21 protein-coding genes are annotated in these 19981 nt (G+C 69.8%); 13 read left to right on the top strand and 8 right to left on the bottom strand.

The features are described from left to right. Positions 1-19 precede the first annotated feature (19 nt). The 8 genes from pqqB to folK all read left to right on the top strand — a co-directional run bounded on the left by pqqB (position 20) and on the right by folK (position 6179). Positions 20-919, top strand: coding sequence for a pyrroloquinoline quinone biosynthesis protein PqqB (gene pqqB / locus BM419_RS02435; RefSeq protein ID WP_091924763.1), 900 nt, complete (start codon positions 20-22; stop codon positions 917-919). Between the two features lie 186 nt (positions 920-1105). Beyond that, positions 1106-2191, top strand: a complete 1086-nt coding sequence (gene pqqC, locus BM419_RS02430; RefSeq protein ID WP_020091829.1) for a pyrroloquinoline-quinone synthase PqqC — start codon at positions 1106-1108, stop codon at positions 2189-2191. Next, positions 2188-3333 carry a pyrroloquinoline quinone biosynthesis protein PqqE gene (gene pqqE / locus BM419_RS02425; RefSeq protein ID WP_020091828.1) on the top strand — a complete coding sequence of 382 codons (1146 nt, stop codon included), beginning with the start codon at positions 2188-2190 and terminating at the stop codon, positions 3331-3333. The genes pqqC and pqqE overlap by 4 nt, the downstream gene beginning before the upstream one ends. Further along, on the top strand, positions 3330-4055 hold the full coding sequence (locus BM419_RS02420; RefSeq protein WP_026604741.1) for a hypothetical protein: 726 nt from the start codon (positions 3330-3332) through the stop codon (positions 4053-4055). The genes pqqE and BM419_RS02420 overlap by 4 nt, the downstream gene beginning before the upstream one ends. After that, positions 4036-4398 (top strand): hypothetical protein, encoded by a 363-nt coding sequence (locus BM419_RS02415; protein WP_020091826.1) that lies wholly within the window; start codon positions 4036-4038, stop codon positions 4396-4398. The genes BM419_RS02420 and BM419_RS02415 overlap by 20 nt, the downstream gene beginning before the upstream one ends. A 97-nt stretch (positions 4399-4495) precedes the next feature. Then, positions 4496-5332 (top strand): dihydropteroate synthase, encoded by an 837-nt coding sequence (folP, locus tag BM419_RS02410; protein WP_020091825.1) that lies wholly within the window; start codon positions 4496-4498, stop codon positions 5330-5332. 2 nt (positions 5333-5334) lie between these two features. Then, complete coding sequence (folB, locus tag BM419_RS02405) at positions 5335-5712, top strand: dihydroneopterin aldolase (RefSeq protein WP_020091824.1); 378 nt, start codon at positions 5335-5337, stop codon at positions 5710-5712. After that, positions 5709-6179 (top strand): 2-amino-4-hydroxy-6-hydroxymethyldihydropteridine diphosphokinase, encoded by a 471-nt coding sequence (gene folK, locus BM419_RS02400; protein ID WP_020091823.1) that lies wholly within the window; start codon positions 5709-5711, stop codon positions 6177-6179. The genes folB and folK overlap by 4 nt, the downstream gene beginning before the upstream one ends. A 27-nt stretch (positions 6180-6206) precedes the next feature. On the opposite strand, the gene xoxJ is transcribed toward folK, so the two are convergent. From xoxJ to BM419_RS02370, 6 genes are all read right to left on the bottom strand, one after another. Continuing rightward, positions 6207-7052 carry a rare earth element methanol dehydrogenase accessory protein XoxJ gene (gene xoxJ / locus BM419_RS02395; RefSeq protein ID WP_244526844.1) on the bottom strand — a complete coding sequence of 282 codons (846 nt, stop codon included), beginning with the start codon at positions 7050-7052 and terminating at the stop codon, positions 6207-6209. Beyond that, positions 7052-7663, bottom strand: coding sequence for a c-type cytochrome, methanol metabolism-related (locus BM419_RS02390; protein ID WP_020091821.1), 612 nt, complete (start codon positions 7661-7663; stop codon positions 7052-7054). Before BM419_RS02390 ends, xoxJ begins: the two co-directional genes overlap by 1 nt. A 133-nt stretch (positions 7664-7796) precedes the next feature. After that, positions 7797-9602 carry a lanthanide-dependent methanol dehydrogenase XoxF1 gene (gene xoxF1, locus BM419_RS02385; RefSeq protein ID WP_026604740.1) on the bottom strand — a complete coding sequence of 602 codons (1806 nt, stop codon included), beginning with the start codon at positions 9600-9602 and terminating at the stop codon, positions 7797-7799. A 703-nt stretch (positions 9603-10305) separates the two neighbouring features. Beyond that, positions 10306-10593, bottom strand: coding sequence for a hypothetical protein (locus BM419_RS02380; protein WP_020091819.1), 288 nt, complete (start codon positions 10591-10593; stop codon positions 10306-10308). 110 nt (positions 10594-10703) lie between these two features. After that, positions 10704-11891: a ribonuclease D gene (rnd, locus tag BM419_RS02375; protein WP_020091818.1), complete on the bottom strand. Its 1188-nt coding sequence runs from the start codon at positions 11889-11891 to the stop codon at positions 10704-10706. A gap of 93 nt (positions 11892-11984) precedes the next feature. Then, the gene (locus BM419_RS02370) at positions 11985-12383 is read right to left on the bottom strand and encodes a hypothetical protein (protein ID WP_020091817.1); all 399 of its coding nucleotides are present in this window, start codon (positions 12381-12383) and stop codon (positions 11985-11987) included. A gap of 144 nt (positions 12384-12527) precedes the next feature. On the opposite strand from BM419_RS02370, the gene aspS reads away from it, so the two are divergent. The 4 genes from aspS to BM419_RS02350 are packed head-to-tail and all read left to right on the top strand — an operon-like array spanning position 12528 to position 16667. Further along, positions 12528-14372 carry an aspartate--tRNA ligase gene (aspS, locus tag BM419_RS02365; RefSeq protein WP_091924808.1) on the top strand — a complete coding sequence of 615 codons (1845 nt, stop codon included), beginning with the start codon at positions 12528-12530 and terminating at the stop codon, positions 14370-14372. Between the two features lie 20 nt (positions 14373-14392). After that, positions 14393-15265: a glycosyltransferase family 2 protein gene (locus BM419_RS02360; protein WP_091924760.1), complete on the top strand. Its 873-nt coding sequence runs from the start codon at positions 14393-14395 to the stop codon at positions 15263-15265. Continuing rightward, complete coding sequence (locus BM419_RS02355) at positions 15262-16338, top strand: acyltransferase family protein (protein WP_091924757.1); 1077 nt, start codon at positions 15262-15264, stop codon at positions 16336-16338. Before BM419_RS02360 ends, BM419_RS02355 begins: the two co-directional genes overlap by 4 nt. Next, positions 16335-16667: a hypothetical protein gene (locus tag BM419_RS02350; RefSeq protein ID WP_020091813.1), complete on the top strand. Its 333-nt coding sequence runs from the start codon at positions 16335-16337 to the stop codon at positions 16665-16667. The genes BM419_RS02355 and BM419_RS02350 overlap by 4 nt, the downstream gene beginning before the upstream one ends. Here the strand turns inward: BM419_RS02350 and BM419_RS02345 are convergent. Both BM419_RS02345 and BM419_RS02340 read right to left on the bottom strand, forming a co-directional pair. Then, positions 16637-16888 carry a DUF3297 family protein gene (locus BM419_RS02345; protein ID WP_020091812.1) on the bottom strand — a complete coding sequence of 84 codons (252 nt, stop codon included), beginning with the start codon at positions 16886-16888 and terminating at the stop codon, positions 16637-16639. The genes BM419_RS02350 and BM419_RS02345 overlap by 31 nt on opposite strands. Then, on the bottom strand, positions 16885-17547 hold the full coding sequence (locus BM419_RS02340) for a CatB-related O-acetyltransferase (protein ID WP_175556256.1): 663 nt from the start codon (positions 17545-17547) through the stop codon (positions 16885-16887). Before BM419_RS02340 ends, BM419_RS02345 begins: the two co-directional genes overlap by 4 nt. A 66-nt stretch (positions 17548-17613) precedes the next feature. Between BM419_RS02340 and BM419_RS02335 the strand changes: the two genes are divergently transcribed. Then, positions 17614-19941, top strand: a complete 2328-nt coding sequence (locus BM419_RS02335; RefSeq protein ID WP_091924754.1) for an NADP-dependent malic enzyme — start codon at positions 17614-17616, stop codon at positions 19939-19941. Positions 19942-19981: the final 40 nt, after the last annotated feature.

The following is a 19981-nucleotide window of genomic DNA, read 5'->3' as shown; positions in this document are numbered from 1 at the left end:
GGATCTCGGGAGCCGCACCATGCGCGTCGTGATCCTCGGTTCCGCGGCCGGCGGCGGCCTTCCCCAGTGGAATTGCCGCTGCCCCATCTGCACGCTGGCGCGGTCCGAGTCGGACCGGGTGCGGCCCCGGACCCAGTCGAGCATCGCGGTCTCCGCGGACGGGTCGGACTGGCTGCTGATCAACGCCTCGCCGGACATCCGGCAACAGCTCTTCGACAATGCGCAGATGCATCCGCGCGAGTGTCTGCGCCACTCGCCGATCCGCGCCGTGCTCCTGACCAACGGCGACGTCGACCATGTCGCGGGTCTCCTGACCCTGCGCGAAGGTCAGCCCTACACGCTCTATGGCACGCGCGGGATCCTCGATTCGGTCAACGCCAACCGCGTCTTCGACGTGATGGCCGAGGGCGTGGTCGCCCGTCGGCCGATCGGCATGGACCAGCGCTTCGAGCCCCTCCCCGGCCTGTCGGTCACCCTCTTCCCGGTTCCCGGCAAGGTGCCGCTCTGGCTGGAGGACGAGACCATGCAGATCGGCGCCGAGACCGAGACCACGGTCGGCGCCCTGATCGAAGCCGGCGGCCGGCGCCTCGCCTACATTCCCGGATGTGCCCGGGTGACGGACGGTCTGCGCGCGCGCATCGCCGGCGTGGACGCGCTGCTCTTCGACGGAACCGTCCTGCACGACGACGACATGATCCGGGCCGGCGTCGGCACCAAGACCGGCTGGCGCATGGGTCACGTGCCGATGCGCGGCGAGAACGGCTCGATCGAGGCCCTGGCTTCGGTCGAGATCGGGCGCCGCGTCTTCGTGCACATCAACAACACGAACCCGGTCCTGGTCGAGGGCTCGCCGGAGCGGGCCGATGTCGAGGCGGCCGGCTGGACCGTGGCGCATGACGGGCTGGGTCTGACGCTCTAGGACGCCGCGCCGACGGCCTGCCGGATCCCCGCGCCGCGGCCTTATGCGCGACGGACGCTCGCCGGCGATGGTTGGGCGCCCGGGGGGACGGCACTATATCGTGGCTGAGCCCGGACAGTCGCCCCGCGCACGAGGGCGGGATCGGAACACAGGAAACGCGACCTGAGGACGGACGCCGGACACGCCATGAACGCCATTTTCCCGACCCCCGATGCCGCCGACAGCCAGCGTCTCCTGAGTCCCGAGGAACTGGAGGCGGCCCTGCGCGACATCGGCGCGCGCCGCTACCACAACCTGCACCCGTTCCACCGGCTGCTGCACGACGGCAAGCTGTCGAAGGACCAGGTCCGGGCCTGGGCGCTGAATCGCTACTACTACCAGGCGATGATTCCGGTGAAGGACGCCGCCGTGCTGGCGCGGATGACCGACGCGTCGCTGCGGCGGATCTGGCGCCAGCGGATCGTCGACCACGACGGCGACCACGAGGGTGACGGCGGCATCGAGCGCTGGCTCAAGCTGGCCGAGGGCGTCGGCTTCGACCGCGACTACGTGCTGTCGACCCGCGGCATCCTGTCGGCCACGAAGTTCTCGGTCGAGGCCTACGTCCACTTCGTCTCCGAGCGGACGCTCCTGGAGGCGATCGCCTCGTCGCTGACCGAGATGTTCTCGCCGACGATCATCTCCGAGCGCGTGGCCGGGATGCTGAAGAACTACGACTTCATCACCAAGGACACGCTGGCCTATTTCGACAAGCGCCTGACCCAGGCGCCGCGGGACGCGGACTTCGCCCTGGACTACGTCAAGCAGCACGCCACGACGCCGGAGCTGCAGCGGCAGGCGATGGCGGCGCTGACGTTCAAGTGCACCGTGCTGTGGACGCAGCTCGACGCCCTGTACTTCGCCTACGTGGCCCCCGGCATGGTCCCGCCGGACGCGTGGCAGCCCGGCGAGGGTCTGGTGGCCGAGGCGTCTCAGGCCAAGCCGGGAGCGGCCGGCGGGAAGATGGCGGCCGGCGACCGACCGCGGTTGCCGCGCGGCGTCCGGCTGCGCAACGACGAGACCCGCGGCAAGTGGGTCCTGCTCGCCCCCGAGCGCACCTTCGACCTCGACGACAACGCCGTGGCGGTCCTGAAGCTCGTGGACGGCGCGCGGAGCGTCGCCGACATCGCGGACGAGCTGGGCAAGACCTACGCGGCCGATCCCCGCGCCATCGAGGCCGACATCCTGGTGATGCTCGACGGCCTCGCGGAGAAACGGGTTCTCGAGCGATGAACGCGCTGACGCCGAACCGCCCCGACGCGCCGGCCCCGGTCGGTCTGCTCGCCGAGCTGACCCATCGCTGCCCGCTGCGCTGCCCGTACTGCTCGAACCCGCTGGAGCTCGACCGGCGGTCGGGCGAGCTCGACACGCAGACGTGGCAGCGCGTGCTCGGGGAGGCGGCGGCGCTCGGCGTCCTGCACGTGCACCTGTCCGGCGGCGAGCCGACGGCGCGCAACGACATCGTCGAGATCACCAAGACCTGCGCCGATCTGGGCCTGTACTCGAACCTGATCACGTCCGGCGTCGGCGGGGCGCTGGGCAAGCTGCAGGCACTCTACGACGTCGGCCTCGACCATGTGCAGCTGTCGGTGCAGGGCGTCGACGCGCAGAACGCCGAGAAGATCGGCGGCCTGAAGAACGCGCAGCCGCAGAAGTTCGAGTTCGCCGCCAAGGTGGTCGCGCTCGGCCTGCCCCTCACGCTGAATTCGGTGATCCACCGCGGCAACATCCACGAGGTGGCGGGCTTCATCGATCTCGCGGTGAAGATGGGCGCCAAGCGGCTCGAGGTGGCGCACACGCAGTATTACGGCTGGGCCTACGTCAACCGGGCGGCGCTGATGCCCGACAAGGCGCAGGTGGACGAGTCGATCCGGATCGTCGAGGCGGCCCGGGAGCGCCTGAAGGGCCAGCTCGTCATCGACCTCGTCGTGCCCGACTATTACGCGAAGTACCCGAAGGCCTGCGCGGGCGGCTGGGGCCGCAAGCTGATGAACGTCACGCCCCAGGGCAAGGTCCTGCCCTGCCACGCGGCCGAGACGATCCCGGGGCTGGAGTTCTGGAACGTCAACGACCGCTCGCTCGGCGAGATCTGGCGCGACTCGCCGGCCTTCACGGCCTATCGCGGCACCGACTGGATGAAGGAGCCCTGCCGCTCCTGCGACCGGCGCGAGAAGGACTGGGGCGGCTGCCGCTGCCAGGCGCTCGCGCTCGCCGGCGACGCGGCGGCCACGGACCCGGCCTGCTCGCTCTCGCCGCTCCACGCCAAGGTGCGGGCGCTCGCCACCGAGGAGGCGGCTGAGAACCCGCCCGACTACGTCTACCGGACGATCGGCAGCAACGTCCGGTCGCCGCTCAAGGAGGAAGTGAACTCGTGAGAAGTCTTGTCGTGAGGGGCCTCGCCGCGACGTCGGTCGCGCTGGCTCTGGCCGCGCTGCCGGCCCTCGCCGAGGACGCGCCGAAGCCCGCCACCGTCACCCCGGCGAACGCCGCTGCCCCGCCCTCCGCGGCGGATCTGCTGTTCGACCAGCCGCACATGAAGAACACGGCCGCGGGCTCGACGCTGACCTACGATTACCTGCGCCGCTCGGGGATCTCGAAGGGGCCGTTCGGGGCGCCGCTCGAGGACACGATCCAGCTGAAGGTGACGCCCGGGAAGACCACCGAGGGCCGCGACATCAGCGTCGTGATGTTCTCCGGGCTGAACCGGATGCCGGCCGGCCCGTTCGAGGACATGGCGGGCAACCCGGTCGTCTCGCTGTTCCTGGAGAACCATCTCCGGGCCGTCGCGAAGGTGCTGGAGGCGAACCCGCGCTACCTCAAGCTCGCGATCCGCAAGGGCCTGCGCGAGAAGGCGACGGTGACGCCGACCAAGGTGGATATCGGCGGCCGCGAGGTCGACGGCTGGCGCGTGGTCACCAAGCCGTTCGCGGGCGACGCGATGGCGCAGCGCATGCGCGGCATGGACGACATGACCTATACCTTCGTCACCGCGCCCTCGGTGCCGGGCGAGATCGTCTCGATCGAAGCGTCGTCGAAGAGCCCGGACGGCGGCGAGCTGCTTGAGGAGAAGCTGAGCTATGATCAGAAGGCTGGCTGAACGGAGCGCGCTGGCCGCCCTCGCCCTGACGCTGTCGGGCCTGGCCGGCTGGGCCGCCGAGGAGAACGATTATCCGACCGACGCGCGGGTCGACTACGTGTTCGGCTGCATGGCCGCCAACGGCCAGACCCGCGAGAGCCTGCAGAAATGCTCGTGCTCGCTGGACCAGCTCGCCGCGATCCTCCCCTACGACAAGTACGTTCAGGCGAGCACGGTGCTCTCGATGCGGCAGGGCATCGGCAACCGGGCGAACGAGTTCAAGTCGACCAAGATCTTCGACGACAAGGTCGCGGAGCTGCGCCGCGCCCAGGCCGAGGCCGAGATCCGCTGCTACCACGGCTGACGGGCAGGTCTGAGCCGCACGGCGAGGCCGGCGTTGCGCCGGCCTCCCGATTCGCGCACACCGGCTCCCGAACCGCGCTCGTGAACGGGACCCGCCTGTGACCCCCTCTTCCCGCCTGTCCGACCTGCTGCCGGCGCTCGGCGGCCGCACGCTGGTCATGGGCATCCTCAACGTCACGCCCGATTCCTTCTCCGACGGCGGGCTGTTCGCCGGGGAGGCCGAGGCCGTGGCCCAGGCCGAGCGGCTGGTCGCCGAAGGGGCGGCGATCCTCGACGTCGGCGGGGAATCGACGCGGCCCGGCCACGTTGCGGTCCCCGCCGAGGAGGAGCAGGCGCGCGTCGTGCCGGTCATCCGGGCCGTGGCGCCGCGGCTGCCGGTGCCGATCTCGATCGACACCTACAAGGCCTCGACGGCGCGCGCCGCGCTCGAGGCCGGCGCGCGGATCGTGAACGACGTCTGGGGCCTCCAGCGCGAGCCCGACATCGCCAACGTCGCGGCCGCCCACGGCGCGCCGGTCATCATCATGCACAACCGCGAGACGATCGAGCCGGAGCTCGACATCGTCGCCGACATGCTGGCCTTCTTCGAGCGGTCCCTCGCGATCGCCCACCGGGCGGGCCTCGCGGATTCCGAGATCGTGCTCGATCCGGGGGTCGGGTTCGGCAAGACCTGGAACCAGCATCTCGAGGCGCTGCGGCGGCTGCCCGAGATCCGCGCCCTCGGCTTTCCGGTCCTCGTCGGCGTCTCGCGCAAGTCGCTCCTCGGACGCCTGCACGACCGCGTGACCCGTCCGGCGGACCGCCTGCACGGGTCCCTCGCCGCCCACGCCGTCGCGGCGACCCTCGGGGCCGACATCGTGCGCGTGCACGACGTGGCCGCGCATATCGACGCGATGCGCGTCGTCGACGCCGTGATGCGGCCGGAGGCGCGCTGAGCATGGCGGGCGACCTGATCCGCGTCACCCGGATCGCCGTGTTCGGCCGGCACGGCGTGCTGGCCGAGGAGGCGGTGCTCGGTCAGCGCTTCTACATCTCCCTGGAAGCGGAACTCGATCTCGGCCCGGCGGGCCGCTCCGACGACGTGGCCGGCACGGTGAGCTACGCGGATCTCACGGCGGTGGCGGTCGCGATCGCCACCGAGCGCCGATTCAACCTGATCGAGGCCCTGGCCGAGACGGTCGCCGCGGAGATCCTCGCGCGCTTCGCGCAGGTCGACGCCATCACCGTTCAGGTCGACAAGCCGAGCGCGCCCGTCCCCGCCATCCTGGACAGCGTCGGCGTCGCGATCACGCGCCGCCGCGGAGCCGGTCGATGAGGGCGTATCTCGGCATCGGCAGCAATGTCGGCGACATGGCCGCGATGCTCGACCGCGCGGTCACCGGTCTCGCCGCGATCCCGGGCATCGACGTCGTGGCGCGCTCGGCCGACTACCGGACCCCGCCCTGGGGCAAGACCGATCAGCCGTGGTTCCTGAACGGGGCCGTGGCGGTCGAGACCGACCTCGATCCGCACGGGCTGCTCGACGCCTGCCTGCAGGTGGAGCACGACCTCGGCCGGATCCGCGAGGAGCGCTGGGGGCCCCGTGTGATCGACATCGACGTCCTGGCCTACGAGGGCGCCAGCATCGACGACGCGCGCCTCGTCCTGCCGCACCGCTACGTGCGCGAGCGGGCCTTCGTGCTCGTCCCGCTGGCGGAGATCGCGCCCGACCTCGTCATCGGCGGCGAGCGCGTGGTGGACGCCCTGGCGAAGCTCGACTCGACCGGTATCGCGCGCGCCTGATGGCGGCGCGCGCCGCGGCGCTGCGCGTCAGCGCTCGCCGGGGGCGACGAGCTTGTTCTCTTCCTCGTCGAGGAGCGGCACGTCGTAGTCGCGCAGGACCTTGTCGATGTCGGCCTTGCGCTTGCGCAGGATGGTGTTCAGCGAGCGCTTCCAGTCGTTCTCGCCGATCCGGACACCCATGGCGATCCGGTACGCCATCGGCGGACGCTCCGGCTCCTTCAGCAGTGGCACGACGCTCATGGGCGTGCCGGACTGCTTAGCGAGCCAGCCCGCCGCCGGGCCCCAGAGGACGGCCGCGTCGATCTCCTTCGCGGCCAGGGCCGCGACGATCTCAGCAGCGACCGTCTGGTGCTTGCGGGACGGGTCGAGCTGGTAGGGCGCGTAGGCCTTCATGGCCGAGACGAGGCCCAGTTCGCCCATCCGGTTGACCGGCGGCGTCCCGGCGATCACGCCGATGCTCTTGCCCTTCAGCCGCGGGTCGTCGAGGGCCGTCACACCGTCGAGTTCGCCCGCGCGGGTGACCAGCGTGTAGGCCGATCGATAATAGGGATTGGTGGTCTGGACCAGGTCGCTGCCGAAGGCCTGGCCCATGATGACGTCGCAGAGGCCGGTTCCGAGCGTGTTGCGCACGAAGCCCGGACCCTGCGTCAGCCAGTAGTAGCGGACCTTGATCTTCAGCTCGTCGGCGATGATCGCCGCGATCTTGTTCTCGAAGCCGTCCTCCTTGCGTTCGGAGAACGGCATGTTGCCCGGATCACCGCAGACGCGCAGCACGTCCGTGGTGACGGTATCCGGCAGATGCTGGGCGAGCGCGCCCTGCGCCCCGAAGACGGTCAGGGCGCAGAGAACGGCGATCCGGGCAGGAGACGACATCAGCCGCCCATGCATTCCTTCTCCGCCTTCTTGGCGGTCTCGGGCTTGCCCTCGTGCTCGGAGGGACGGATACGCCCGATCGCGCCGGAGGCGCGCGCCTTGAGGTAGACGTAGAGGTCGTCCGAGTAGCACATGACGTTCTTGTTGTCGCCGAAGGCCGGCATGACCTTCTGCTCGGCGGCGTTCACTTCCTGCTTGCCGCCCGCCAGGATGCCGATGAACTCCTCGTAGGAGAGGTGCTTCAGCGAGTCCTTGAGGGCCGGCGCGTAGGTCGACCCCATGCCGTCCGGGCCGTGGCAGACGTGGCACTCGGCGTGATAGCGGCGGTAGCCCGAGTAGGTGTACCAGTCGAGCATCTTGCCGTCCTGGGTCACATGGAACGTCGGGTGGCCCTCGGCGTCGAAGTACTTGCCGTCGTCGACCTTCACGGCCGCGTCCTTCTTCAGGAGCTTGTCATCCTGCTCGGCGGTCTTGTCGTTCGCGTTCAGCGAATTCGCCAGCTTGGGGTCGGCGGGCTTGGCATCCTCAGCATGTACGGCAACCGTCGAGACGGTCGCTAGGGCGAGGGCGGCGATAACCGGCCGCGTTACGATCTTGCTGAGGTTGAGCAACGCATGTGTCTCCCTTGATCGAGGCTCTTGGTCTCCCTCCGAGACGCAGCCTCTTGCGAGAAAGTCTAATCACAAGGATGCCGGCGCGGGAACCCGCGCCGGCACCATTTTTCACTTCAAACCCTGCGGCCGATTAGTTCGGCAGGGCGAAGACCGTCAGCTGACCGCCGAGGTTGGTGTACTGCGACAGAGCCGCGTAGCCACCCACCGCGCCGAGGCCGGCGTTCGGGTCGGTCAGGCCGGCCGCGAGGCCGATGCCGGCCCAGCCGCCGACGCCCGAGAGGACGCCCACGTACTGCTTGCCCTTGTGCTGGTAGGTCATCACGTTGCCGATGATGCCCGACGGGGTCTTGAACTTGAACAGCTCCTTGCCGGTCTTGTCGTCGACAGCCTTCAGGTAGCCCTCAAGCGTGCCGTAGAACACGACGTCGCCAGCGGTGGCCAGAGCACCGGACCACACCGAGAACTGCTCGGGGTTCGTCCACTTGATCTTGCCGTTGACGCCGTCCCACGCGATGAAGTTGCCCATGCCGCCGTGCGAGTTCGGGGCCGGGTACATCGAGAGGGTCGCACCGACGTAGGGCTGGCCCGGGGTGTAGGTCACCCGGAACGGCTCGTAGTCCATGCAGACGTGGTTGGTGGGCACGTAGAACAGGTTGGTCTTCGGCGAGAAGGCCGCAGGCTGCTGATCCTTGGTGCCCAGCGCCGCCGGGCAGATGCCCTTGGAGTTGGTGTCCTCACCGTTCTGCTCGGTCGAGTACTTCGACACGACCAGCGGCCGGCCGTAGTTCTTCGAGCCCTTGTCCATGTCGACCTTGGTCGCCCAGTTGACGGCCGGGTCGAACTTCTCGGCGACGAGGAGGGTGCCGTCCGCGCGGTTCAGCGTGTAGCCGAAGCCGTTACGGTCGAAGTGGGTCAGGAGCGGCTGCTCCTTGCCGTCGATCTTCTGATCCGTGAGGATCATCTCGTTGATGCCGTCGTAGTCCCACTCGTCGTGGGGGGTCATCTGGTAGACCCACTTGGCCATGCCGGTGTCCGGGTTACGCGCCCAGATGGTCATGGACCACTTGTTGTCGCCCGGACGCTGCTTGGGGTTCCAGGTCGAGGGGTTGCCCGAGCCGTAGTACATCAGGTCGAGCTTGGGGTCGTACGAGAACCAGCCCCAGGTGCAGCCGCCGCCGGTCTTCCACTGATCACCTTCCCAGGTCTTCAGCGAGGAATCCTTGCCGATCGGCTTGCCGAGCGAGGTGGTCTTCTCCGGGTCGACGATCAGCTGATCGTCCGGGCCCTCGGAGTAGCCGCGCCACACCTTCTTGCCGGTCTTCAGGTCGTAGGCGGTGACGTGGCACTGCACGCCGAACTCGCCGCCCGAGATGCCGACGATGACCTTGTCCTTGACCGGCAGAACCGTCGCGGTGTTGGTCTCGCCCTTCTTCGGGTCGCCGTTCACGACCGACCAGTTGACCTTGCCGGTCTTGGCGTCGAGCGACACGAGGGTGGTGTCGGCCTGGTGCAGGAGGATGGCGCCGTCGGCGTAGGCCAGACCACGGTTGACCGTGTCACAGCACATGACCGGGATCACGGACGGATCCTGCTTCGGCTCGTACTTCCAGACGATCTTCGCGTCGTGGTCGAGGTCGAGGGCGTACACGATGTTCGGGAACGGCGTGTGCACGTACATCATGTTGCCGACGACGAGCGGCGAGCCCTCGTGGCCGCGCAGCACGCCGGTCGAGAACGTCCAGGCGACCTGCAGGTCCTTGACGTTCTTGGCGTTGATCTGGTCGAGCTTCGAGTAGCGCGTATTCGCGTAGTCTACCGTTTGAAGAACCTGTTCCGCCGGGTTGGCGATGCCCTTCATGACGCTTTCATTGGCCAGCGCCGGCGCGGCGACGGCCGCGACACCTGCGCCGAGCGCAAGGAGATGTACCGCTCTCATGGGTTCCTCCGACAAGTCTTGAGAGTTCTCACGGCGCGCGAAGAGAGTGGCGTCGCTCGGACTCCGACCTGACTGTTTGCGACAGGGATGGACGCCTCGGTAGCGGGCATAGTGGACTTCGAGGAGATCTACTGATCCCCTAGCCAGGAGCCGCCATCCCTGAGGCGTCTCCCTCGAAACCGAGGCTTGCCCGGACCTTAAGAGATTTTTGAGCGCCGTCAACTCGCTGTTCGAGGCCTGTGGGCACACGGTGAAAGCTTCTTTTCGAGTGACACAGGCACGACGGATGTCATGCGTTTGCGAAAAGAAATGTTGCGACGCACAAGAGATGCTGCCTGCTCTGGCCTCGGTCTCACGGGGTTGTGTCCGTCTCCCATGCAGACCTTGCAAACAGGCGAGCTTTGCTGCGCTTAAGCATGCGTCCCCCGCGCGGTGTGCGGGATTCAGGCGCGCCCGGGCGCGCGGCCGTTGCGGGTCCGCGGACTGCACTGCAAGACGCTTCGGTGGCTATCGGTTGCCGAAATTTCCCGGGATCCGGCTGTGCGCCCAGTCGCCGCATCCCGTTTTTCCGCGGATCCCCGCGTGATCGGTGGGGTTCGCGCGCGACAAATTGCCGAATCATCCCGACTTCGGGAATCGGCATGGGTCGCGCACGCGGACCACGGGGTCGGTGGCGGAAGCTGCTGAACGGCTTTTGCCGGCGTCAGACCGCGCCGACCGGCCCGGTGCTCTCGAACTCCGCAGTGTCGCCGATCAGGTCGGTCACGGAGATATTGAGGCGACGGCCGTTGGACAGGCGGAGCTGGGCATCGGGCTCGAGCCAGACCGGTCGCAGGCCCGCGTAGCTGCCGTACAGATTGCCGTAAGCGACGACACCGCCTTCGCGCCTCTCGACCACGACCCGGTAGCGGACGCGGACGGCCTCACACCCTTCGGCCGACACGAGACCGCGTCCGGTCAGCGTCTTGAGGATCTCGTTCGGCTCGAACATACGCGGGACGCAGGGGCGGGATTAAGCGGCAACCGAATTGCCATTTAATCCCGGACCCGCGGCGAGTCACGCCCGCCAGTGCGGATTGTGCGGTCAGTGCCGCCGCGGCGTCATCGGTCCGGGTCGGCGCCGCTGCCGACAGGTTCGGCTTCCAGGGGACGGACCACGATGCGACCGGACTCGACCGAGAGGGCCAGCCGTCCCTGCTTCAGCGCCAGCGCCTTCTCGCCGAACAGCGTCCGGCGCCAGCCCTGCAGCGCCGGGACCTCGGCGTCGTCGTCGTCGGCGACCGCCTCCAGATCGTCGACCGTGGCGATGATCTTCGGCGCCACGCCCTCGGCCTCGCAGACCGCCTTCAGCAGGACCTTCAGGAGCTCGACGATCGCGCCGTTGCCGCCGCTCCGCCGCACGCGCTCGGGCATCCGGACGGCGCTCGTGTCGCGGGCGAGACCGCGCTCCACGGCGGCGACGATGTCGGCCCCCGTCCGGGAGCGCTCGAAGCCCGCCGGGATCGTCCGCAGCCGCCCGAGCGCCTCCGCGCTCCGCGGCGCCGCCGAGGCGATATCGATGACCGCCTCGTCCTTCAGGACGCGCCCGCGCGGCACGTTGCGCGTCTGCGCTTCGCTCTCGCGCCAGGCCGCGACCTCCATCAGCACGGCGATCTCCCGCGGCTTGCGCATGCGGCCGGAGAGGCGGCGCCACGCCTGCGCGGGATCGGCGCGGTAGGTCTCGGGAGACGTCAGCACCGCCATCTCCTCGTCGAGCCACGCGCCGCGGTCGGTCCGCAGCAGCTCGGCGACGAGGACTTCGTAGATCTTCACCAAGTGGGTGACGTCGGACAGCGCGTAGGTCAGCTGCGCCTCCGAGAGCGGGCGCCGCGACCAGTCGGTGAAGCGGGAGGACTTGTCGATCTTGGCCTTCGCGACGTCGTTGACGAGCTGCTCGTACGAGACGGAATCGCCGTAGCCGCAGACCATGGCGGCGACCTGCGTGTCGAAGAACGGGTGCGGCAGGATCCCGCCGATCAGCCAGATGATCTCTAGGTCCTGGCGGGCGGAGTGGAACACCTTGACGGTGCCCTCGTCGGCCATGAGGGCGATGAACGGCCCGAGGTCGATCCCCGGCGCCAGCGGATCCACCAGGACGCCGGTCCCGTCCGGTGCCGCCATCTGGATCAGGCACAGTTTCGGATAATACGTCGTCTCGCGCATGAACTCCGTGTCGACGGTCACGAAGGGCTGCTCGGCGAGACGTGTGCAGATCTGGCGCAGCGCGTCAGTGGTGGTGATCAGGTCCATGCACCGGCTATACGCAACCGCGGCGGACATGGGGAGACGCGGCTTCGCAGGTCCCCATCTTTCACGCGTTCACGGGCGGCCCGATGACCGCGATCACGCCACGGCCGCGACCGCCGCCTTCCGGCGCGCCCGCGCCTGCCGGCGGATCCGCAGCGCGTCGGCCCGACGCTGCGCCTCGGCGCGCGCGAGCAGGCGGTCGAGGATGCCGGTCTCGATCCGCTCGCCGGTGGCCCCGTCGACGAGGCGGCGGATCCGGTCGACCCGGAACCCGCGATAGCCGCCGCGCCGGGCATCGATGCCGCCGAGCAGCGTCCGCCCCGGCCCGAGCCTGAGCTCGCGGGCGTCGAGGGAGCGGTTGCTCCAGGCCCCGGCCGCGTCCTCGTAGACGAGGTCGAAACGGCCCTCGAGGGGCAGCGTCCGCCACCCGGCCGCGGCGCGTTCGGGCGCCGCCTTCGCGGGGCGCTCCAGATCGAAAAAGAGGTTGTCGTTCATGGAGATGATATGGGGATTCGGGGTCTTCTGCGGTAGGCCGGCAGGCGAGTCGCGCGCGGCTTTCGGCGCCGTTCTGCGCGCCCCGCGCTTGACTTGGGGGGCCTCGCGTGAATGGTGCCGGCCTTCCCACAGAAGAAGCCCGTCATGCACCGTTACCGTTCCCACACCTGCGGGGCGCTCCGCCCGTCCGATGTCGGGCAGAGTGTCCGCCTCTCCGGCTGGTGCCACCGCATCCGCGACCACGGGGGCGTGCTGTTCGTCGATCTGCGGGACCATTACGGCCTGACCCAGTGCGTGATCGATTCCGACTCCCCGGCCTTCAAGGCCGCCGAGGCCGTGCGCTCGGAATGGGTCGTGCGGATCGACGGGCGCGTGCGCACGCGCCCGGCCGGCACCGAGAATGCCGAGCTGCCGACCGGCGCGGTCGAGGTCTACATCGACGACCTCGAGGTGCTGGGTCCGGCGGGCGAGCTGCCGCTGCCGGTCTTCGGCGACCTCGAGTACCCGGAGGAGACGCGGCTCCGGTACCGCTTCCTCGACCTGCGCCGGGAGAAGCTCCACGCCAACATCATGAAGCGCGGCGCGATCATCGACTCGCTCCGCCGCCGGATGCGCGAGGGTGGCTTCTTCGAGTTCCAGACCCCGATCCTGACAGCCTCGTCGCCCGAGGGCGCCCGCGACTACCTCGTGCCGTCGCGGGTCCATCCCGGCAAGTTCTACGCGCTCCCGCAGGCGCCGCAGCAGTTCAAGCAGCTGACGATGATCGCGGGCTTCGACCGCTACTTCCAGATCGCGCCGTGCTTCCGCGACGAGGATGCCCGCGCCGACCGCTCGCCGGGCGAGTTCTACCAGCTCGACATCGAGATGAGCTTCGTCACCCAGGAGGACGTGTTCCAGGCGGTGGAGCCGGTGCTGCGCGGCGTGTTCGAGGAGTTCGCCGAGGGCAAGCGCGTCACCAAGGAATTCCCGCGGATCACCTACGCGGACTCGATGCTGAAATACGGCGTCGACAAGCCGGACCTGCGCAACCCGCTGATCATCGCCGACGTCTCCGACCTGTTCGCCCGCGAGGACGTGGCGTTCAAGGCGTTCAAGGGCGTGGTCGCCTCGGGCGGCGTCGTCCGGGCGATCCCGGCGACCGGCGCAGCGAGCCAGCCGCGCTCGTTCTTCGACAAGCTCAACGACTGGGCCCGCTCCGAGGGCGCGCCCGGCCTCGGCTACGTCGTGTTCGAGGAGGAGAACGGCGCGCTCACCGGCAAGGGACCGATCGCCAAGTTCATCCCGGCGGAGGTTCAGGCCCTGATCGCCGAGCGCTCCGGCGCGAAGGCGGGCGACGCCGTGTTCTTCTCCGCCGGTCCGGAGGCCAAGGCGGCCGGGCTCGCCGGCAAGGCGCGCGTCCGGATCGGCGACGAGCTCGGCCTCTGCGACAAGGACCAGTACGCGTTCTGCTGGATCACCGACTTCCCGATGTACGAGTGGAGCGAGGAGGAGAAGCGGATCGACTTCTCCCACAACCCGTTCTCGATGCCGAACATCGACCGCGAGGAGTTCCTCGCGCTCGATCTGGACGCCCTCGCGAGCGAGGACGAGAACGGCGCGAACACCAAGCGGATCCTCGGGATCAAGGCGTTCCAGTACGACATCGTCTGCAACGGCGTGGAGCTGTCCTCGGGCGCGATCCGCAACCACCGTCCGGACGTGATGGAGAAGGCCTTCGCCATCGCGGGCTACGGGCACGAGGTGCTGGAGCAGAAGTTCGGCGGCATGCTCAACGCCCTGCGCATGGGCGCCCCGCCGCACGGCGGCATCGCGCCGGGCGTGGACCGCATCGTCATGCTCCTGTGCAACGAGCCGAACATCCGCGAGGTCGTGCTGTTCCCGATGAACCAGCGCGCCGAGGACCTGATGATGGGCGCGCCCTCCGAGGCGACCCCCAAGCAGCTGCGCGAGCTGCACATTCGCCTCAACCTGCCCGAGAAGAAGGCCTGAGGCGCCCATAGTCCCCCGCGGTGGCGAGCCTCGTCGCGATCGTCGTCGCCCACGACAGCGCCGACGTGCTGCCGGCCTGTCTCGCGGCGCTCGCCGGCGAGCATGTGCCGGCGATCGTCGTGGACAATGCCAGCCGGGACGCCTCCGCGTCGGTCGCGGAGGCGGCCGGCGCGCAGGTGATCCGCAACGCCCGCAACGAGGGCTACGGCCGCGCCAACAACCGGGGCGTCCGCGCGGCCGAGACGGCGAAGCACGTCCTCGTCGTCAACCCGGACGTCGTGCTGCGGCCGGGCACCGTGGACGCCCTGCTGGACGCGGCCCGCACCTGGCCGGATGCCGGGCTTATCGCCCCGCGCCTCGTCGAACCCGACGGGCGCTTCTTCTTCCAGGCGCGGTCCCTGCTCGCGCCCTACCTGACCAATCCCGCGGGCCGGCTCGCGCTGCCGCAGGGCGATGCCTGCGCGCCGTTCCTCTCCGGGGCCTGCCTGATGATGCCGCGCGCCCTGTTCCTCGACCTCGGCGGCTTCGACGAGAACATCTTCCTGTTCTACGAGGACGATGACCTGTGCCGGCGCGTGGCCGACAGCGGCCGCGCCCTGATCCACGTCCACCGCGCCGAGGCGCTGCACGGTCGCGGCCGATCGTCGGCGCCGGAGCCGGGACGGGTGTTCCGCGCGCGCTGGCATCAGGCGTGGTCGCGCGCCTATGTCAGCCGGAAGTACGGCCTCCCGGACCCGAGCCTCGCCGTCCTGGGCGCCAACCTGCCGAAGGCGCTGCTGTCGGGTCTGGTCCTCCGGCGGGCCGGACTCGAGCGCTACGGCGGCTCGGCCGCGGGCGCCCTCGCCTTCCTGCGCGGCCGGACCGCGCTGGCCCGCGAGGGTCTGACCGGATGAGCGCGCCGACGATCGCGACCGCGCTGGCGCGCGGGCGCAACGGCTTCACCGGCCTGCGGCTGATGTTGGCTCTGGCCGTCGTGGTGTCCCACGCGTTCAGCGTCGCGACCGGCGCGGCGGGCGACGAGCCCCTCGCCCGGCTGACCGGCTACACGCTGGGCGAACACGCGGTGAACGGCTTCTTCGCGGTGTCGGGCTTCCTGGTCACCATGAGCTGCGACCGCCGCGGCCTCCGGGACTACGCCCTCGCCCGGACCCTGCGGATCCTCCCGGGACTCGTGGCGGCGACGCTCGTCGTCGCGCTCGGGCTCGGCGCGGCCCTGACCCGCCTGCCCGTCACCGAGTACTGGCGCGATCCCGCCCTGTGGTCGTTCATCCGCGGGACGCTGACGACCTTCAAGAGCAACGCCGCCCTGCCCGGCGTCTTCGAATCCCACCCCTACCGGGCACCCCTCGGCACGGTCTGGACGCTCAAGTACGAGGTGCTGTGCTACCTCGGCGTCCTCGTCGCCGCCCTGTGCGGCCTGCTCCGGCGCCGGTGGTCGGCGCCCCTGATCGTGGCCGGCCTGACGCTCGCCCTGACGATCGCCTGCGGCCTCCGCGGTCCGGACCTGCCCAAGGGCACCGAGACGGCGCTGCGCCTGCCGCTGATCTTCGCGGCCGGGGCGTGTCTCTACCTTGGGCGCGACCGCCTGCGTGTCTCGGCCGCGGCCCTCGCCTGCCTGGTCTTCGGCGCCTTCGTCCTCGCGCGGACGCCGGCCTACCCGGCCCTGCTGTTCCTCGCCGAGGCCTACGGCGTGGTCTGGCTCGCCCTCGGCCCCCTCGCGCGCGGCCTGTTCGACCCTGCGGCCGACCTCTCCTACGGGATCTATCTCTACGGCTGGCCGGTCCAGCAGACGCTGCACGCCCTGTGGCCGGCCGCCTCCGGGCCCGCGCTGCTGGTGCCGGCCCTCGCCCTCACGCTGCCGGTCGCGGCGCTGTCCTGGTACGGGGTCGAGCGGCCGGCCCTGTCGCTGAAGGCGCGGGCGCTCGGGCGGCGCCGCCTCGGCACGATCGAGCCGGCCGGGCCGTGACCGCCGACGGGCCTCTCCCGCCGCTGAAGACGCTCGCTCGCGCGGCGCGGATGCTGGAGGCGGACGGCTTCGCCATCGTCGCCCGGAACGAGCGCGGCGACAGCCTCTACCTGCGGCGACCGGACTGCGCCTGGCACCTGCGCGTCTCGAACCACCGGCGCACCGCCAAGCAGCGCGCTCGGCGCTCCGATATCCTCGCGAGCCTCGTCATCGACGGGCCGCGCTCCTCGGATCAGATCGGGAACCTCGTCCGCGAGGCCGTCCGGAACTTCGAGGCCGCCCTGGCGCGGGTGGCGGATCAGGCGTCCGCGGCGGGGTCGCGGAAGTAGGGCTCCACGGTGCCCTTCAGCTTCACCGTCATCGGGTTGCCGGCCCGGTCGAGGGCCTTGCCGGCCGAGAGGCGGACCCAGCCCTCGCTCACGCAGTACTCCTCGACGTTCGTCTTCTCGACGCCCTTGAACCGGACACCGACCCCGCGCTCCAGCACCTTCTCGTCGTAGAACGGGCTGTTCGGGTTGGAAGCGAGGCGGTCGGGGGGCGTGTCGGTCATCGTCCGGATCTCGGATGGTCTTCGTATGGGGCCCCGCCGGTACGGGAATCCGCGCCCGCGCGCAACGCCGCGAGCAGGTCGGCGATCCGCCCGCTCTGCAGCAGCGGCACCAGCCGCGTCACCGCGTCGTGCGGGAGATCCCACCACGCCGCCGCCACGAGCGCCTCGACGGTCGCCGCGTCGAAGCGGTGGCGCACGATCTTGGCCGGGTTGCCCGCCACCACGGCGTAGGCCGGCACGTCGCGGGTCACCACGGCGCGGGCCGCCACCACGGCCCCGTGCCCGACGGTCACCCCTGAGAGGATCATGCAGCCCGATCCGAGCCAGACATCGTGCCCGATCACCACGTCGCCCCGGGAGGCGTGGAAATCCTCCGGCGCCGCGGCGTCCGGGAACAGCCCGCGCATCGCCGCGAACGGATAAGTCGACGCCCAGTCGAGGCGGTGATCGCCGCCGAGCAGGATCTCGACCTTGTCAGCGATGGAACAATAGCGGCCGATCGTCAGCCGCCGCCCGCTCTCCGGGAAGCGGACTTTTGGACGCCCGTACGAATAAGCGCCTATGGAGAACCCGTGGGTCCTCGCCAGCTCGGCGAGGTGGATCCGGGTCTCGTTGTGCGGGTTGCGCCCCCTGCGCAGCCGGTGCAACAGACCGGTCATGACGCGAGCCCGCGCGATGCGCGACCGCGTCGTCCTCGGTGAAAAAGGTGAGCGGGAGCGTGGGCGATGGCCGATAACATGTCCGAGGACCTCAAGGCCGGGGCGCTCGTCTACCACCGCCTGCCCAAGCCCGGGAAGCTGGAGATCCAGGCGACCAAGCCGCTCGGCAACCAGCGCGACCTCGCCCTGGCCTACTCGCCCGGCGTCGCCGCGGCCTGCATGGCGATCCACGACGACCCGCAGCAGGCCGCCGAACTCACGGTGCGCCAGAATCTCGTGGCGGTGCTGTCCAACGGTACGGCCGTGCTCGGCCTCGGCGATATCGGCCCGCTCGCCTCGAAGCCCGTGATGGAGGGCAAGGCCGTCCTGTTCAAGAAGTTCGCCGGCATCGACGTCTTCGACATCGAGGTCGACCAGAAGGACGTGTCGAAGCTCGTCGACGTCGTCTGCGCCCTCGAGCCGACCTTCGGCGGCATCAACCTCGAGGACATCAAGGCGCCCGAGTGCTTCGAGGTCGAGGAGCAGTGCCGGGCCCGGATGAACATCCCGGTCTTCCACGACGACCAGCACGGCACCGCGATCATCGTGGCGGCGGCCGTCCTCAACGGCCTGGAGCTCGCCGGCAAGAATCTCGCCGACGTCCGGATCGTGACGTCGGGTGCGGGCGCGGCGGCGCTCGCCTGCCTCAACCTGCTCGTGTCGCTCGGAGCGACCCGCGAGAACATCACGGTCACCGACATCAAGGGCGTCGTCTACAAGGGCCGCGCCGAGCTGATGGACCGGTGGAAGGACGTCTACGCGCAGGAGACCGACAAGCGGACGCTCGCCGAGGTGATCCCGGGGGCCGACGTGTTCATCGGCCTCTCGGCCGGCGGCGTGCTGAAGCCCGAGTACCTGAAGGAGATGGCCGAGAAGCCTCTCATCATGGCTTTGGCCAATCCCTATCCGGAGATCATGCCGGATCTGGCCGAGAAGGAGCGGCCGGACGCGATGATCTGCACCGGCCGGTCTGACTTCCCGAATCAAGTCAACAACGTCCTGTGCTTCCCCTACATCTTCCGCGGCGCGCTTGATGTCGGCGCCCACAAGATCAACGAGGAGATGAAGAAGGCCGCCGTGAAGGCGATCGCGGGTCTGGCTCACGAAACGACCTCGGACGTGGTCGCCCGCGCCTACGGCGGCGAGGCCCGGCCGTTCGGGCCGAGATCCCTGATCCCGAGCCCGTTCGACCCGCGCCTGATCCTGCGCATCGCACCCGCGGTGGCGAAGGCCGCGATGGATTCGGGTGTCGCCGGTCGGCCGCTCCCGGATCTCGACGCCTACGTCGAGAGCCTCGACCGGTTCGTGCACCGGTCCGGCCTGATCATGAAGCCGCTGTTCTCGAAGGCGAAGGCCGAGCCCAAGCGCGTGATCTACGCCGAGGGCGAGGACGAGCGCGTGCTCCGCGCCGTCCAGGCGATCGTCGAGGACAAGGTCGCCCTGCCGATCCTGGTCGGCCGGCCGCGGGTGGTCGAGACCCGCCTGAAGCGCTTCGGCCTGTCGATGGTGCACGGCCGCGACTTCGAGCTGATCGATCCCGAGGACGATCCCCGCTACCGCGCCTACGTCCAGACCTACCTGGAAGTCGCCGGTCGCCGCGGCATCACGCCGGACGCGGCCCGGACCCTGGTCCGCACCAACAACACGGTGATCGGCGCCATCGCGGTCCGCCGCGGCGAGGCCGACGCGCTGATCTGCGGCCTGGAGGGCCGGTTCGAGACGCGCCTGCGCATCATCCGCGACGTGATCGGGCTCGCGCCGGGCGTGGAGCAGTGCGCCGCGATGAGCCTCGTGGTGACGCATAACGGCGCCTACTTCCTGGCCGACACCCATGTCCGCCAGAACCCCACCGCCGAGGAGATCGCCGACGTGGCGCAGGCCTGCGCCAGCCACGTCAGCCGGTTCGGGATGACGCCGAAGATCGCGCTCCTCAGCCACTCGGATTTCGGCCAGTCGGATTCGCCCTCCGCGATGAAGATGCGCGACGCCCTCGCGCTCCTGCACACGCGGAATCCCGAGCTGCAGGTCGACGGCGAGATGCAGGCCGATTCCGCCCTCAACGAGATGGTGCGCGAGCGCGTCCTGCCGGGCTCGCGCCTCAAGGGCGCGGCCAACGTCCTGATCTTCCCGAACCTCGACGCCGCCAACATCGCCTTCCAGTTCGCGAAGGTGCTGGCGGACGCGCTGCCGGTCGGCCCGCTCCTGATCGGCCCGGCCAAGCCCGCCCACATCCTGACGCCGTCGGTGACGGCGCGCGGCATCGTCAACGTCACGGCCGCCGCCGTGGTCGAGGCCCAGGCGGACGAGGCCGTCGCGCGCGCCGAGGAGGGCGGCGTCGGCATGCTCTCGGAGTGAGGGGCGCCCGTCGGCGGCCGCCAGCGTGGCCGTCGATTTG

Source organism: Methylobacterium sp. yr668 (genome assembly GCF_900116245.1).
Lineage (GTDB): Bacteria > Pseudomonadota > Alphaproteobacteria > Rhizobiales > Beijerinckiaceae > Methylobacterium.
Note: the sequence above shows the minus strand (reverse complement) of the source record. Positions and strands in the feature narration are given on the sequence as shown.

Excerpts from the sequence above, each read along its gene's own strand:
- BM419_RS02415 (WP_020091826.1), top strand. The coding sequence starts at position 4,036 with ATGATCAGAAGGCTGGCTGAACGGAGCGCGCTGGCCGCCCTCGCCCTG.
- pqqB (WP_091924763.1), top strand. The coding sequence starts at position 20 with ATGCGCGTCGTGATCCTCGGTTCCGCGGCCGGCGGCGGCCTTCCCCAG.
- folB (WP_020091824.1), top strand. The coding sequence starts at position 5,335 with ATGGCGGGCGACCTGATCCGCGTCACCCGGATCGCCGTGTTCGGCCGG.
- rnd (WP_020091818.1), bottom strand. The coding sequence starts at position 11,891 with ATGGACCTGATCACCACCACTGACGCGCTGCGCCAGATCTGCACACGT.
- pqqE (WP_020091828.1), top strand. The coding sequence starts at position 2,188 with ATGAACGCGCTGACGCCGAACCGCCCCGACGCGCCGGCCCCGGTCGGT.
- folK (WP_020091823.1), top strand. The coding sequence starts at position 5,709 with ATGAGGGCGTATCTCGGCATCGGCAGCAATGTCGGCGACATGGCCGCG.
- BM419_RS02345 (WP_020091812.1), bottom strand. The coding sequence starts at position 16,888 with ATGACCGACACGCCCCCCGACCGCCTCGCTTCCAACCCGAACAGCCCG.
- xoxF1 (WP_026604740.1), bottom strand. The coding sequence starts at position 9,602 with ATGAGAGCGGTACATCTCCTTGCGCTCGGCGCAGGTGTCGCGGCCGTC.
- aspS (WP_091924808.1), top strand. The coding sequence starts at position 12,528 with ATGCACCGTTACCGTTCCCACACCTGCGGGGCGCTCCGCCCGTCCGAT.
- BM419_RS02380 (WP_020091819.1), bottom strand. The coding sequence starts at position 10,593 with ATGTTCGAGCCGAACGAGATCCTCAAGACGCTGACCGGACGCGGTCTC.
- pqqC (WP_020091829.1), top strand. The coding sequence starts at position 1,106 with ATGAACGCCATTTTCCCGACCCCCGATGCCGCCGACAGCCAGCGTCTC.
- BM419_RS02340 (WP_175556256.1), bottom strand. The coding sequence starts at position 17,547 with ATGACCGGTCTGTTGCACCGGCTGCGCAGGGGGCGCAACCCGCACAAC.
- xoxJ (WP_244526844.1), bottom strand. The coding sequence starts at position 7,052 with ATGTCGTCTCCTGCCCGGATCGCCGTTCTCTGCGCCCTGACCGTCTTC.
- BM419_RS02355 (WP_091924757.1), top strand. The coding sequence starts at position 15,262 with ATGAGCGCGCCGACGATCGCGACCGCGCTGGCGCGCGGGCGCAACGGC.
- BM419_RS02370 (WP_020091817.1), bottom strand. The coding sequence starts at position 12,383 with ATGAACGACAACCTCTTTTTCGATCTGGAGCGCCCCGCGAAGGCGGCG.
- BM419_RS02335 (WP_091924754.1), top strand. The coding sequence starts at position 17,614 with ATGGCCGATAACATGTCCGAGGACCTCAAGGCCGGGGCGCTCGTCTAC.